Source organism: Methylobacterium symbioticum (assembly GCF_902141845.1).
GTDB classification, from domain to species: Bacteria; Pseudomonadota; Alphaproteobacteria; order Rhizobiales; family Beijerinckiaceae; genus Methylobacterium; species Methylobacterium symbioticum.
Genome location: NZ_CABFPH010000012.1, coordinates 39,057 through 52,951, shown reverse-complemented (window position 1 = coordinate 52,951; position 13,895 = coordinate 39,057). Strand labels below are relative to the sequence as shown.

Below are 13,895 nucleotides of genomic sequence, written 5' to 3'. Positions count from 1 at the left end.
TCAGGCGCGCTCCCGCACGAGATCCACGAAGATGTCTTCCAGCGAGCTCTGCCGGGTCTGCAGGTCGCTGAAGGCGATACCGGAGGAGGCGAGGTCGTTGAGCAGCCGGGTAATGCCGGTGCGCTCGCCCTGGCTGTCGTAGGTGTAGACCAGCTCGCGGCCGCCCCCCGTGAGCTCGAGGCCCCGTTCGGCGAGGGACTCGGGCAATTCGCTGAGCTGCGTCTGGAGATGCAGGGTGAGCTGCTTGCGCCCGAGCTTGCGCATCAGCTCGGCCTTCTCCTCCACGAGGATGATCCGGCCCCTCCGGATCACGCCGACCCGGTCGGCCATCTCCTCGGCCTCCTCGATGTAGTGCGTGGTGAGGATGACCGTGACGCCCTGCTCGCGCAGCCGCCGCACCAGACGCCACATGTCCTGGCGCAGCTCCACGTCGACGCCGGCCGTCGGCTCGTCGAGGAAGAGCACGCGCGGCTCATGGGCCAGAGCCTTGGCGATCAGCACGCGCCGCTTCATCCCGCCCGAGAGCTGCATCATGCGGCTGTCGCGCTTCTCCCAGAGCGAGAGGTCGCGCAGCACCCGCTCGATATGGTCCGGGTTCTTCGGCAGTCCGAACAGGCCGCGGCTGAAGCTGACCGTCTTGCGGACCGTCTCGAACGCGTCGGTGGTCAGCTCCTGCGGCACGAGGCCGATCATCGCCCGGGCGGCGCGGTAGTCGCGCTGGATGTCGTGGCCGTCGACCGTGACCGTCCCGGTGGACGGTGTGACGATGCCGCAGATGATGTTGATCAGCGTCGACTTGCCCGCCCCGTTCGGGCCGAGCAGCGCGAAGATTTCGCCGCGCGCGATATCGAGATCGACCTCCGCCAGGGCCGAGAGCCCCGAGGCGTAGGTCTTCGAGAGGTTCTTGATGGAGAGGATCGGCTGCATCGGGAAACGCGTGGGGCGGGCCGGCGCGGGCCTATAGCATGCTGAGCCGCCCACCGAAGCGGTTCATCCCGTCCGTGGCCGGCTGATCGCGGCCCTTTGGTCCGGCCTGTGCCAAATGGCACGTGCCCGAAACGCGAAGAGCCGCCCGAAGGCGGCTCTGTGGTGATCGGCGCGACGCGACTGTCAGGCCTGCAGGCGGGACTTCACCTCACCGAGGCTCGTCTTGATCAGGCTCTGGGCGGCCTCGCCCTGCATGCGCTCGCGCAGGATGGTCTCGGAGACCTGCACGGCCGCGTCGGCGGCGGCAGCCCGGACCCTGGCAGCCGCCTGGGTCTCGGCCTGGGCGATCTTGGCCTCGGCCGCCTTAGTGCGACGCGCGACGAAGTCGTTCAGGCGCTGATGGCCCTCTTCGGCGAGGCGCTCGGCCTCTTCGCGGGCGCTCGCGACGATGGCCTCGGCCTCCTTCTCGGCTTCGGTGCGGCGGCGCTTGTAGTCGGCCAGCACGGCGGCGGCCTCCTCGCGCAGGCGCTTGGCCTCGTCGAGCTCGTGCCGGACGCGCTTGGCGCGGCTGTCGAGGCCCTTGGTGATCATCGAGAAGGCGCCGGCCTTGGCCGCGAGAGCCAGGAAGATGACGAAGGCCGCGGCGACCCAGAATTCCGCAGTGAGCAGCATGGTTGTGATCCTCAGTGCGCGGTCGCGGTGCGGTCGAGGGCGCGGTCCAGGCTCGCCTTGTCCGGCGCCTGGCCGGTCAGGCGCTCGACGATCGCGGCGGCGGTCTCCCCGGCGATGGTGCGGACGTTGCCCATGGCCTCCTCGGTGCGGCCCTTGAGCGTGGCCTCGGACGCGGCGAGCTTTGCGTTCAGCTCGGCCTCGAGCGACTTGCGCTTGGTCTCGGCCGCCGCGGCGAGGTCATTGCGGGTCGTCTGCGCGATCTCGCGGGCCTTGCCCTGAGCGTCGCGGAGGGACTTCTCGTAGGCGGCGCCGGCCTCGTCGGCCTCGGCCTTCATGCGCTGGGCCTCGTCGAGGTCGCTCGACAGGCGCGTGGCGCGGTCGTGCAGGATGCCCTGGATTCGGGGCAGAGCGACCTTCGCCATCAGGTAGTAGAGCGCACCGAACGCGAGCGCCAACCAGATCAGCTGCGCCAGGAAGGTGTGGCTCTCGAAGGGCGGGAAGGCGTGCTTCGCAGCCGGGTGCAGGATCTCGCCCTTGCCGGCATAGGTATCGGTCCCGGGCGGAGGAGTGGTGAGAGGATTCGGCTGCGCCATGGCCCCGTCCGTGAGGAATCTGATCCAAAGAAAACGAGCGCTCGCGAGAGGTCTCGGAGCGCTCAGCGGAGCCGGCGGACCGGCTGCCTGCCCGCCGCCGCGGCGCTGAGGACCGCGGCGGCGGGGTGGTCCTGCCTTAGACGGCGAAGAGGAGCAGCAGCGCGACCAGCAGCGAGAAGATGCCGAGCGCCTCGGTCAGCGCGAAGCCCAGGAGCAGGTTCGTGCGCTGGCTGTCGGCGGCGGAGGGGTTGCGCAGCGCGCCGGCGTAGAACTGGCCGAACAGGTTGCCGAGGCCGATGCCCGCGCCCGCCATGCCGAGGCAGGCGAGACCGGCGCCGATGTACTTCGCAGCGACGGGATCCATCATAAACTCCTGAAGTTTTCGAACTTGCGTTACGGCGGAGGGAGGCCGGCCTGAAGATCAGTGGCCGGGGTGAAGCGCGTCGGCGAGGTAGACCGCCGTGAGCGTCGCGAAGACGTAGGCCTGCAGGGCCGCCACCAGGAATTCCAGTGCGGTCAGCGCGATCGTGAGGAAGAGCGGCAGCGGCGAGAGCACGCTCCAGGCACCGGCGAGGAGGAGCTGCGCGACGAAGAAGGCGAAGATCTTCAGCGCGATGTGGCCGGCGAGGATGTTGGCGAAGAGACGGACCGAGAGGCTGATCGGACGCGAGATGAACGAGACGATCTCGATCGGAACCATGATCAGCAGCAGGGGCTTGGGCACGCCCGAGGGAATGAACAGGCCAAGGAAGTGGCTGCCGTGCTTCATCACGCCGTAGATCACCACGGTCGAGATCACCAGGAAGGCGAGGCCGAAGGTGATGATCAGGTGGCTGGTGACGGCGAAGGCGTAGGGGATCATCCCGAACATGTTCAGGATGAGCACGAACATGAACAGCGAGAACACCAGCGGCAGGAAGCGCTGCTCCTTGTCGCCGGTGGCCTGGTGCAGCGTGTCGGCGATGAACTCGTAGAAGACCTCGGCGAGCGACTGCATCCGGCCCGGAACGACCGAGCGGCTCGCGGTGCCGACGATGGTGATGAGGGCGATCACACCGACCGCGGCGAACATGTAGAGCGCCGACTGGGTGAACGCGATCTCCTGATGGCCGATATGGCCGAGCGAGACGAGCGGCTTCAGCTCGAACTGGTGGATCGGGTCGATGCTGGCCGCCATGCTACGCTTCTGCTCCCAACCGTGTCCCGGACCGCCTTCGTGGCGTGCCCCGGGCGGCTAACCCGATTTCGTGTCGGCCCTCAAGGGCCTTTCCGGTCTTTCGGCCGGTCTTTTGCTCCGGAGAACCCGGACAGGCGCATGATGTTGTAGACGCCCGTCACGAAGCCCAGCAGCACGAAGACGATCATCCCCCAGGGCTTCGTCCCGAGAAAATGGTCGCACAACCAGCCGAGGATCCCGCCCGCGATGACGCCGGCGATGAACTCCGTGGAGAGTGTCATCGCCTGCCCGAGGGAGGACCGATCAGACGACCCTGGACGCGGCGAAAGATCGGGAGCAGCGGGAGGCCGCTTCCGGTCGATCTGCGTCTCGAGACGTCTGAGCCTCGCGGAGAGTTCGCTGTCCGTGGGCGCCGCCCGGTCTCCCTGTCCCTCGTCCTTTGGGTCGTTGCCGCTCACGGCTCCTCCCGTTGGCGAGAGCATGAAAACCTTGGCTTGGCCCCTTCAAGCGCGGCGCACCATAGTTTCGCCCCTATGGCGTGTCAAGGCGCCGGAAACATCGATCAAATCCTTGATCGATCTTGCTTTTTCGAGCTTTCGGGGTCCTCCGGGCGGCAGCGTGTCCCCGAAAGCTCGGGGATCGCCGTGGCGCCGTCCGCCGAGCTCCCGGGACGGCGTGGATCGAGGCCCGCTCAGGCGCCCAGGATCGGCTTGATCACCTTCTCCAGCCCCTCGATCGTCATCTCGCCCTTGTAGCGCTCGCCGTTGATGAAGAAGGTCGGCGTGGAATCGACCTTGAACGTGTCGAGGCCGCGCTGCTTGACCGCGTTCACCCCGGCATAGAGCTTCTCGTCCTTCAGGCAGGCCTCGAACTTCTCCTTCGAGAATCCGGCCTGGCGCAGCATCTGCTCCAGGGCGTCCACGGGCTTCTGCTGGAAGGCCCAGGCAGGCTGCTGGTCGAAGAGCAGGTCCGTGATCGGATAGTATTTCGCGTCGCCGCCGCAGCGGGCGAGCATGAAGGCCGCGGTGGCCAGGGGGTCCAGGGGGAACTCGCGCAGCGTGAAGCGCACCTTGCCGGTATCGACGTAACGCTCCTTCAGCGCGGGCCAGGTGGTGCGGTGGAAGGCGGCGCAATGGGAGCAGGTCATCGAGGCGTACTCGATGATGGTGACCTTGGCATCCGCCGGCCCGAGCCAGACGTCGCCCAGCGGGCCGGGCTGAAGCAGGGCCGCCGCGTCCGCGCCTTGCGCGAAGGCGGGCAGGCCGAGCTTCGGCAGGAGGACGGCCGCGCCGACGGCGAGCCCGGTGACCTTCAAAGCGTCGCGCCGCGTGATCATGTCCAAACTGGCTCCGCTGCTGATCCGAATGCGTGGTGCATGCGGTAGCCGCGTGGAGGGATTACGGCAAGGCGACGGGTTTCCGCAGGTCTCCCGGCCCGCGTCCCGGGCGCGCGTGGACGCGGGCGCGGAAACCGGAGCAGCCCTCAGCGCTCGGTCACGACCGCGACCCCGAGCCGGTCCAAAGCGTCGCGCAGGGATGGATCCTCGATTCGGGCGACCGCGCTCGCCACCTCGCCGCGGCGGGCGGGATCGGGCTTGGCGGTCCGGGTCACGCGGCCGCCGCGGCCGATCCGGTCCTGCTTCATCACGATGCGGTGGATGCAGGCCCAGCCGTAATGCGCGTTGATGCGCTCGATCACCACGGGGGCGAGATGCTGCAGCTCGATCGCGAACACGCTCTCGACCTGCACCACCAGGGTGCCGGCATCCGCGGCCTCCGTGCTCGTGCGGCGGCGGCGCGGCCACTCGATCCGGGCGGGGCGCGAGAAACGGGCGAGGCGCTCGCCCACGATGTCGGGCCAGGCGGCGAGGATGTCGGTCGAGGCGAAGCCTTGAGCCGCGAAAGCCGGGCCGATGCAGCCCTCGATCAGCTCCGCCAGCGGTTTGACACGTGCCATGCCTCTCACCGCACCCCTGTCCACGCGCCATGATAGCGCGGCGCGGAACCGGGCGGGAGCGCTTTGACGGCCACGCCGCTCCGGCTATCACCCTTCGGATGCCGAGGTCCGAATCTTCGAGAGCGCTGCCCCCCGCGGCGGATGCCGAGCCGGCGGCGGGCCGGCCCGGACCGGACGCGCCCGCCGCGCCGCGGGCGGCCGATCTCCTCGTCTGGTACGACCGGCATCGGCGCGTCCTTCCCTGGCGGGCGCTGCCCGGCGAGACGCCCGATCCCTACCGGGTCTGGCTGTCGGAGGTGATGCTGCAGCAGACCACCATCGCCGCGGTGCGGCCCTATTACGAGACCTTCCTGGCCCGCTTCCCCGACATCGCGGCCCTGGCCGCGGCGCCGGAGGAGGCGGTGATGTCGGCCTGGGCCGGGCTCGGCTACTATTCCCGCGCCCGCAACCTGCACGCCTGCGCCAAGGCGGTGGCCGCCGCCGGGCGTTTCCCGGATACGGCCGAGGGCCTGCGCAAGCTGCCCGGCATCGGCGCCTATACGGCGGGCGCCATCGCGGCGATCGCCTTCGACCGGGCCGAGGCGGCGGTGGACGGCAATGTCGAGCGGGTGATGAGCCGGCTCTTCGCGGTGGAGGCGCCGCTGCCGGGCAGCCGTCCCGAGATCCGGCGCCTGACGCAAGGCCTGGTGCCGGCCGCGCGGCCGGGCGATTTCGCGCAGGCGCTCATGGATCTCGGCGCCACGATCTGCACGCCGAAGCGGCCGGCCTGCGCGCTCTGCCCCTGGATGCTGCCCTGCCGCGCCCGGCTGCTCGGGACCCAGGAGACCCTCCCGCGCAAGGTCCGCGCCGAGAAGGGCGCGTTGCGCCGCGGCGCCGCCTTCGTGGCGATCCGCGCCGGCGACGAGGCGGTCCTGCTGCGGACTCGGCCCCCCGAGGGGCTGCTCGGCAACATGGCCGAGCCGCCGACGAGCGCCTGGGAACCCGGCTACGATCCGGCCGGCGCGCTGCTCGATGCCCCCCTCGATGCGCGCTGGAAGCGGCTGCCCGGCCTCGTCCGCCACGGATTCACGCATTTTCCTCTGGAATTGACGGTGTTCCTGGCCCGCGTCGGGCTCAACACGCAGGCGCCGCCCGGCACGCGCTTCACGCCGCGGCGCGACCTCGCGGACGAGCCGCTGCCCGGCCTGATGAAGAAGGTGCTCGCCCACGCCTTCGATCCGAAGCCCGAGCCGGTGAAGGCGCCGCGCGGGCGCCCGAAGAAGAATCCGCCGCCGATGCCCCTGCTCGCCGTCTTCGACGAGCCGGAGACGGTCGAGGAGCCGGCGCCGCGAGTCCGTCCGGTCCCGAAGCCGCGGCCCCGGATCGCCGAGGCGCCGCCGGAGCGCGAGGACATCTTCATCGACGAGGTGCCCGTCGAGGAGGGACCGGCGCCGCGCCGGACCGCGCGCGGGACCACGCGGCGCCGACGCTGAGGCCGGAGGCCGGGATCGTCCGGCCTCGGCGAGCGCTCAGCCGGCGCTCGCCATGGCGCCGCGCATCGTCTCGCGGAAGCTGTCGATGACCACGAGGCGGCCGGCCCGCTCCGCATGCCAGAAGGTCCAGCCGTTGCAGGCGGGCAGGCCCTGGACCAGGGCGCCGATCTTGTGGATCGAGCCGCAGACCGGGCCAACCCCGATCTGGCCGTCCGGACGCACGGTCGCCTTGAAGCGGCGGCGCTCGTCGGTGAGCACCTCGCCGGGGCGGATGTGGCCGGCCTCGATCACGCTGAGGAAGGGCACTCGCGGCTCGGCACGCTTCGTCGGCGCCAGCATCAGGGCGGCCTGGGAGAGGGGCGTCACCGCCGCGATGCGGGCCCGGGCGGCCTGGGCGTAGTGCGCCTCGCGCTCGATGCCGATGAAGCGGCGGCCGAGGCGCTTGGCCACCGCGCCGGTCGTTCCGGTTCCGAAGAACGGGTCGAGCACCACGTCGCCGGGGCTGGTCGCCGAGAGCAGGGTGCGGGCGAGCAGGGCCTCGGGCTTCTGGGTCGGGTGAAGCTTGGCGCCCTCCGCATCCTTCAGCCGCTCGTCCCCTGTGCACAGGGGAATGAACCAGTCCGAACGCATCTGAAGGTCTTCGTTGCCGCCCTTCAGCGCCTCGTAATGAAAGGTGTAGCCCTTCGATTCGGCCGAGCGCGAGGCCCAGATCAGGGTCTCATGGGCGTTCGTGAACCGCTTGCCGCGGAAGTTCGGCATTGGGTTGGCCTTGCGCCAGACGATGTCGTTGAGGATCCAGAAACCAAGATCCTGCAACGCGCTCCCGACCCGGAAGATATTGTGGTACGACCCGATCACCCAGAGGGTCGCGTTCGGCTTCATCACGCGGCGGCAGGCCGAGAGCCATTCGCGGGTGAAGGTGTCGTAGGCCTCCAGGCTCGCGAACTTGTCCCAGTCGTCGTCGACCGCGTCGACGAGGCTCTGGTTCGGCCGCAGCAATCCGGCCGTGCCGAGCTGAAGGTTGTAGGGCGGGTCCGCGAAGACGCAGTCGACGGAGGCTGCCGGCAGGGCGTTCATCGCGGCGACGCAGTCGCCGACGAGGACCTCGTCGAGGGGAAGGCGCTGAGCGGAGGGTACGAAACCCATCCGTGGCGCCGGCGCGGACCGCCCGGTACGCGAGACCTGTTTCCGGGCGGGTGCGCCGGCGACCACGGTACGCTGGGAAACCATGGCAAACACCGGTTACGCGACTGACCGGGAGACCATGCCGCCCACAGGGTAAAGGCGGCGTTTGCCGTTTTCCGCGCGCGCCGTTTCGATTTGGGGCTGCAATTTTTGCCGAGTTGACCGAGCGGGGCCGGAGACATCCGGGCCCGTTTTTTTGTGCGTCGCATCACGCCGCTGCACACCGATCTCGCGAAAAGTTCCCACGCTGAGGGGCCGAACGGTCCCGCCCAGCGGGCAACAGGTCTGCTCTCAGTGCAGATGTCGCGGCCCGATAGGCGTATTTTCTGCCGCATTCGGTTGCTTGAGAAAGTCAATCGCCAGATGATTTCGGTGTATTTGCGGAAGTAGAGCAAAAGTAAAAAATACTTGCGCGGCTTGGACGTTAAGGAGTGCTTCATCTGTGGGGCGCCGGCTGCCCAAAACGCGGCATCGGGCCCGGAAAATCCCGTGTCTTATTTTGGCCCGATCCGCTTTCGATTGGCCCCGCATCGCAAACAACAAAGGGAATGCGAATGGCCATGAAGCCTGTCTGCCGGACCGTTGCCGCCATCCTGGGTACAGCCGCGACCCTCGTCGCCAGCCTACCCACTTCCGCTCAGAGCGGAGGGGCGTCCTGGTACGGCAGCGGACACCGGACCGCGAACGGGGAGCGCTTCAACCCGAACGGGATGACCGCCGCCCACCGCAGCCTGCCCTTCGGCACGCGGGTCCGCGTCTCCGACAATCGCACGGGTCGTTCCGTCGTCGTCCGGATCAACGATCGCGGCCCCTTCGTGCACGGGCGCATCATCGATCTGTCCCGTGGCTCGGCCCGGGCGCTCGGCATGGGCGGCACGTCCTACGTCTCGTTGCAGGTGGTGCGCTGACGTCCTCGACCTGACCGGCCGGTCTCTCCGCCACCGTGATCCGGATTCCCGATGGGCTCTCCCTGGGAATCCGGTCTAGCCCCGGTCGCGGCGTTGCCGGGGCCGATCGGCGCACCCATCTGTGCCGGACAGCAGCAACCGGTGACACCATGGCGAAACCCCTCATCGTCGACATCCCGCACGACCTCGGACAGGCCGAGGCGCGCCGCCGGATCGAGACCGGCGTCGAGCAGGGCAGGGGCATGCTCGCCAAGAGCGGGGTCGCCATCGACAACCTCGCCTGGACCGGCGACCGGCTCGATTTCGCCCTATCCGCCCTCGCCCAGAAGGTGGAGGGCGCCATCGATGTCGGCGCCGAGAGCGTCCGGGTCGAGGTGAAGCTGCCCTTCCTGCTCGCCCTCTTCGCCGAGAAGATCCAGAAGTCGCTCGGCCGCGAAGGAAATCTGCTGCTTACCAAGAAGTAGCCGCCCGCCGGAACCGCCGACGGCGCCTGCCGTTAGCCGCCACGCGCCGCGCAGTTCCCGATCCCGCGGCGCGCGCAAGGAGCGTCGCGTCATGGCCAATCCCGGCGGGATCCCCGAAGTGCCGGACCAGCCCGGCCCCACACCCGAGCCGCCGTCCGAGCCGCCGATCGTCCCGCCTCCCGGTCCGGGACCGGAGGCGCCCGGCAACGTTCCGAGCGAGGCGCCGAGCGAGCAGCCGGTGGAGATCCCCGTGATCGATCCGCCCGCCACGCCGAGCGGTCCCGCCAACCCGATCGCCTGATCGCAGCGTTTGTGAAGGCCGGCGCGCGCTGTCATAAGCCCGCGCATGGCCGCCCCACCGCTTCTCACTCTCCAGGACACCGCGCTGACCTTCGGCGGCACGCCGCTGATCGAGCGCGCCGAGCTGACCGTCTCGCCCGGCGAGCGCGCATGCCTCGTCGGCCGCAACGGCTCGGGCAAATCCACCCTGATGCGCATCGCCGCCGGGCTGGTCGAGCCCGACCGGGGCGTGCGCTTCGTCCAGCCCGGCACGACGATCCGCTACCTCGCCCAGGAGCCGGACTTCTCGGGCTTCCCGACCACCCTGGCCTTCGTCGAGGCCGGGCTCACGCCGGGCGATGCCCATTACCGGGCCCGCTACCTGCTGGAGAGCCTCGGCCTCACCGGCGAGGAGGATCCGACGAAGCTCTCCGGCGGCGAGGGCCGCCGCGCCGCCCTCGCCCAGGCGCTCGCGCCCGAGCCCGACGTGCTGCTGCTCGACGAGCCGACCAACCATCTCGACCTGCCGGCGATCGAGTGGCTTGAGCAGGAATTGCGCGGGACCCGCGCGGCGCTCGTGCTGATCAGCCACGATCGGCGCTTTCTATCGGCCCTCTCGCGATCCACCGTCTGGCTCGACCGCGGCATCACGCGCCGGATCGAGCAGGGTTTCTCCGGCTTCGAGGCCTGGCGCGACGCCTTCTTCGAGGAGGAGGAGCGTGACCGGCACAAGCTGGACCGCAAGATCGCAGCCGAAGAGGACTGGCTGCGCTACGGCGTGACCGCGCGGCGCAAGCGCAATGTCCGCCGGCTGGGCAACCTCCATGCCCTGCGCCAGGCCCGGCGCGAGGACCGCCGCCCGGTCGGCAGCGTCACCATGCAGACGAGCGAGGCCGAGGGATCCGGCACCCTGATCGCCGAGGCGAAGGAGGTCTCGAAGAGCTACGGTGCCCGCAAGATCGTCGACCGGCTCTCGCTGCGGGTCACCCGCGGCGACCGGCTCGGCATCGTCGGCGCGAACGGGGCCGGCAAGACCACGCTGCTGAACCTGCTGATGGGGGGCATCGCTCCCGATTCCGGCACGATCAACCTCGGCACCAACCTGAAGCCGGTGATCCTCGATCAGGCCCGGGCCACCCTCGAACCCGGCATGACCGTCACCGACGTGCTCACCGGGGGACGCGGCGACACGGTGACGGTCGGCGGCCAGAGCCGGCACGTCATCGGCTACCTCAAGGACTTCTTGTTCTCCCCCGAGCAGGCGCGGACCCCCGTCAGCGTGCTCTCCGGCGGCGAGCGCAACCGCCTGCTGATCGCCCGGGCGCTGGCCCAGCCCTCGAACCTCCTCGTCCTCGACGAGCCCACCAACGACCTCGATCTCGAGACCCTCGACCTGCTCCAGGAGATGCTCGGCGATTATGCCGGCACCCTGATTCTGGTGAGCCACGACCGCGACTTCCTCGACCGTGTGGTCGGCAGCGTGCTGGTGAGCGAAGGGGAGGGGCGCTGGGTCGAGTATGCCGGCGGCTATTCCGACATGGTGGCCCAGCGCGGGGCCGGCGTGCAGGCGCGTAGCGTCGAGAAGGCGAAGGAGGCGCCGCGCGCCGAGCCCCGCGAGCGTCCGGCGGCTCCGGCGGGCAAGTCCAAGCTCGGCTTCAAGGATCAGCACGAGTTGAAGACGCTGCCCGAGCGCATGGGCAAGCTGGAGGCGGCGATCACGCAATTGCGCGGCATCCTGGCCGATCCCGACCTCTACGCCCGCGATCCGGCGCGTTTCGAGAAGGCGAGCGCGACCCTCGCCCAGGCCGAGGGCGAACTCGCCAAGGCGGAGGATCGCTGGTTGGAGCTGGAGATGCTGCGCGAGGCGGCGGAGGCCTGATCGGCCTTCATGATGCCGGAAAGTCAGGCTGTTCTGGTTCTCCGCGCGGTCCTTCCGTCGAGACCAACCCGTGCCGCTGCCCGCTGACCTCGCATCCCGGTTCCGCCGCTTCGGCTGGCTCGCCGGCCTGCCTCTTCTGGCGCTCGCCTGGGGCGGGGCGACGCTTCTCGCCGCGCCCGGTCTCGCGGGGCGGCTCGAGGCGGAGGGCGCGGGCATCGCACGCACCACCCAGGATGCCGGCGGTGAGCCCTGGCTACGCGTCGCGGCGCAGGGGCGCGATCTCGTCGCCCGCGGCGAGGCGCCCGGTGAGGCGGAGCGCGATGCGGTGCTCGCCCGCCTCGCTGCGCTGCCGGGTCCCCGCCGAATCGTCTCCGAGATCGGTCTGATCGAGGCTGTCTCGCCCTTCGCCTGGGCGGCCGAGCGACTCGATGGCGCCGTGGCGATCACCGGAAGCCGCCCGGCGGAGATCGGCCGGCACGCGCTCGAGCGACAGATCGCGGCCGTCCTTCCCGACCTGCCCCTGGACGATGCGGCCAAGGCCGCGCGCGGGGCGCCACCCGATTTCGCGGCCGCTGCCGCCTTCGCCGCGGCGCGCCTCGGCAAGCTCGGCCGTGGCGGCCGGGTGACCATTACCGATTCCGTCATCTCCGCCGCGGGCGAGGCGGTGGACGCCGCCGCCTACGACGCGCTGCGCAGCGCCTTCGCCGAGCCGCCCCGCGGCTATTCCTTGGGTCGCATCGAGATCCTGCCGCCGAGCGTGGCCGATTTCCAGTTCGCGGTGGAGCGGGTCGCGGGCGGGGGCGTCGTGCTGACCGGCTACACGGTCTCGGAGAGCGCGCGGGCAGACATCCGGAGGCAGGCGGAGGAGCTGTCCGAAGGCGCCTTCGTGGACGACCGCACCCGGACGGCGCGCGGGCTGCCGCGGGGCGTCGAGCCGAACGCCCTGGTCTCCGGGATGATGAGGCTGGCAGGGCTGGTTGCGCGGGGTCGGGTGAGCTTCGCGGAAGGTCGCGTCTCGGTCTCCGGCGACGCGCTCGATGCGCAGGCGGTCGGGGAGGTGAAGGCGCTCCTGCGCACCGCGTTGCCCGGCGGAATCGAAGCGGGTGCCGTGGATCTCGTGGTGAAGCCGCTCTCGCCCTACCGCGTCGTGATCCGGCGCGAGACGGAGTCCGTCATTCTCTCCGGGCACCTGCCGGATCCGGAGATGCGGGCACGGGTGATGGCGGCGGTGCGGCCACGCTTCTTCCGGGAGCGCATTCTGGACCGGACGCGGCTGGGCGCCGGCGCGCCGCCGGATCTCGGAGCGGCGCTGGAGGCGGCCGTGCCGGTGCTGGCGACGCTGGCGAGCGGCGAGATCGCGGTCGCCGACCGCAGCCTGACCCTGTCGGGCATGAGCCTGTATCGGGAGAGCGCGGCCCGCGTCGGCGAAGCCCTGCGCCGCGGCCTGCCCCCTGGCTGGACCGTGATGCTGGCCGTCGAGCCGCGCGATCCGGCCCCGCGGCAGAGTCCGGAGGCCTGTCGCGACGGCTTTGCGAGCGCCGCGTCGCAGGCCGCGCTGCATTTCGAGACGGGCAGTCTCGTGCTGACCTCGGCGATGTATCCGACGCTCGACGCGACCGCCGCGCTCGCCCGCGCCTGCCCGGGTCTGCGGATCACGGTGGCGGGCCATGCCGACGCGCCGGGCGCAAAGCCGGCGAAGGCCCCGGAGCCGGATGAGCCGAAGCCCGAGCCGCCGAAGGCGGATGCGTCGCCCAAGGACAAGCCGGGCAAGACGGCGGCGAAGGGCAAGGCCCCGCCCACGCCCAAGGCGCCCGCCTCGCCCGAGCCGGAGCCGGCGCCCGAGGCGGTCGCGCGGGCGCGGGCGCAGGTGATCGCGGAGTATCTGCTTCAGGCCGGCGCGGCGATGGATCAGGTCAGCATCGCCGAGGAGCCGCCGGGGGACCGGCGCGCCGCGCGCCTCGCCCTGAAGCCCTGACCCGCGCGGAGACGGCTTGCGCCGCCCGCGCGGGGGTGGTCTGCCCCGTCCGGCTCGGATCGGGGCTCGCATCGGGAGATCGACGGTTTCGTGGTGGCACTGCTCGCCGGCCTCTGGCCGGGACTGGCCGGGGCGCTCGTCCTCGGCCTCGGCCTCGGCGCCCTCTGCGGCTGGCCGCACCGCGCGGTGCCGGCGGCGCTCGGCCTCGCGCTCGTCCTCCTCGCCGCGCTCGCGCTCTCCGGCGCGGTGCCCGGCCGGGCCGGCCTGTTCGTCGAGAGCGGCGCGCTGATGCTGGCGGCCTATCTCGCCGGCTGCGCGCTGGGCAGCCTCGCCCATGGCGGCCTGCGCCGGAACTAACCCGCGCGTGTCACGCGTTCTGTCTTCATGAGGAGCCGCCGCAGCGGCTCG

Annotated in this window: 16 protein-coding genes; 7 read left to right on the top strand and 9 right to left on the bottom strand. The window is 70.6% G+C overall.

Going from position 1 to position 13,895, the window contains the following annotated elements; all coding sequences use genetic code 11:
- From MET9862_RS06600 to MET9862_RS06565, 8 genes are all read right to left on the bottom strand, one after another.
- Positions 1–927 (bottom strand): ABC transporter ATP-binding protein, encoded by a 927-nt coding sequence (locus tag MET9862_RS06600; RefSeq protein WP_142582312.1) that lies wholly within the window; start codon positions 925–927, stop codon positions 1–3.
- A 183-nt stretch (positions 928–1,110) separates the two neighbouring features.
- Complete coding sequence (locus MET9862_RS06595) at positions 1,111–1,596, bottom strand: F0F1 ATP synthase subunit B family protein (RefSeq protein WP_185156773.1); 486 nt, start codon at positions 1,594–1,596, stop codon at positions 1,111–1,113.
- A gap of 14 nt (positions 1,597–1,610) precedes the next feature.
- Entirely contained in the window at positions 1,611–2,192 is a 582-nt protein-coding gene (locus MET9862_RS06590) for a F0F1 ATP synthase subunit B family protein (RefSeq protein ID WP_142582310.1), read from the bottom strand.
- A 136-nt stretch (positions 2,193–2,328) separates the two neighbouring features.
- Positions 2,329–2,556, bottom strand: a complete 228-nt coding sequence (locus tag MET9862_RS06585; RefSeq protein WP_066922442.1) for a F0F1 ATP synthase subunit C — start codon at positions 2,554–2,556, stop codon at positions 2,329–2,331.
- Positions 2,557–2,613: 57 nt separating this feature from the next.
- Entirely contained in the window at positions 2,614–3,369 is a 756-nt protein-coding gene (locus MET9862_RS06580; protein ID WP_142582309.1) for a F0F1 ATP synthase subunit A, read from the bottom strand.
- A gap of 80 nt (positions 3,370–3,449) precedes the next feature.
- Positions 3,450–3,851 (bottom strand): AtpZ/AtpI family protein, encoded by a 402-nt coding sequence (locus MET9862_RS06575; protein WP_438616599.1) that lies wholly within the window; start codon positions 3,849–3,851, stop codon positions 3,450–3,452.
- Between the two features lie 209 nt (positions 3,852–4,060).
- Positions 4,061–4,705, bottom strand: coding sequence for a DsbA family protein (locus MET9862_RS06570; protein ID WP_142582307.1), 645 nt, complete (start codon positions 4,703–4,705; stop codon positions 4,061–4,063).
- 146 nt (positions 4,706–4,851) lie between these two features.
- Positions 4,852–5,325, bottom strand: a complete 474-nt coding sequence (locus MET9862_RS06565; RefSeq protein WP_142582306.1) for a DUF721 domain-containing protein — start codon at positions 5,323–5,325, stop codon at positions 4,852–4,854.
- Positions 5,326–5,423: 98 nt separating this feature from the next.
- On the opposite strand from MET9862_RS06565, the gene mutY reads away from it, so the two are divergent.
- Entirely contained in the window at positions 5,424–6,797 is a 1,374-nt protein-coding gene (mutY, locus tag MET9862_RS06560) for an A/G-specific adenine glycosylase (protein ID WP_142582305.1), read from the top strand.
- 36 nt (positions 6,798–6,833) lie between these two features.
- On the opposite strand, the gene MET9862_RS06555 is transcribed toward mutY, so the two are convergent.
- Positions 6,834–8,027 carry a site-specific DNA-methyltransferase gene (locus MET9862_RS06555; RefSeq protein ID WP_142582304.1) on the bottom strand — a complete coding sequence of 398 codons (1,194 nt, stop codon included), beginning with the start codon at positions 8,025–8,027 and terminating at the stop codon, positions 6,834–6,836.
- Between the two features lie 515 nt (positions 8,028–8,542).
- Between MET9862_RS06555 and MET9862_RS06550 the strand changes: the two genes are divergently transcribed.
- The 6 genes from MET9862_RS06550 to MET9862_RS06525 all read left to right on the top strand — a co-directional run bounded on the left by MET9862_RS06550 (position 8,543) and on the right by MET9862_RS06525 (position 13,844).
- Positions 8,543–8,890 (top strand): septal ring lytic transglycosylase RlpA family protein, encoded by a 348-nt coding sequence (locus MET9862_RS06550; RefSeq protein WP_142582345.1) that lies wholly within the window; start codon positions 8,543–8,545, stop codon positions 8,888–8,890.
- Positions 8,891–9,039: 149 nt separating this feature from the next.
- Positions 9,040–9,354 (top strand): polyhydroxyalkanoic acid system family protein, encoded by a 315-nt coding sequence (locus MET9862_RS06545; protein ID WP_142582303.1) that lies wholly within the window; start codon positions 9,040–9,042, stop codon positions 9,352–9,354.
- Positions 9,355–9,445: 91 nt separating this feature from the next.
- A complete protein-coding gene (locus MET9862_RS06540) occupies positions 9,446–9,655 on the top strand; it encodes a hypothetical protein (RefSeq protein WP_142582302.1) in 210 nt (69 codons plus the stop codon).
- Positions 9,656–9,700: 45 nt separating this feature from the next.
- Positions 9,701–11,512, top strand: coding sequence for an ATP-binding cassette domain-containing protein (locus MET9862_RS06535; RefSeq protein ID WP_142582301.1), 1,812 nt, complete (start codon positions 9,701–9,703; stop codon positions 11,510–11,512).
- Between the two features lie 70 nt (positions 11,513–11,582).
- Positions 11,583–13,487, top strand: a complete 1,905-nt coding sequence (locus tag MET9862_RS06530) for an OmpA family protein (RefSeq protein ID WP_142582300.1) — start codon at positions 11,583–11,585, stop codon at positions 13,485–13,487.
- Positions 13,488–13,580: 93 nt separating this feature from the next.
- Positions 13,581–13,844, top strand: a complete 264-nt coding sequence (locus MET9862_RS06525; RefSeq protein ID WP_306438895.1) for a hypothetical protein — start codon at positions 13,581–13,583, stop codon at positions 13,842–13,844.
- The last annotated feature ends 51 nt before the right edge of the window (positions 13,845–13,895 follow it).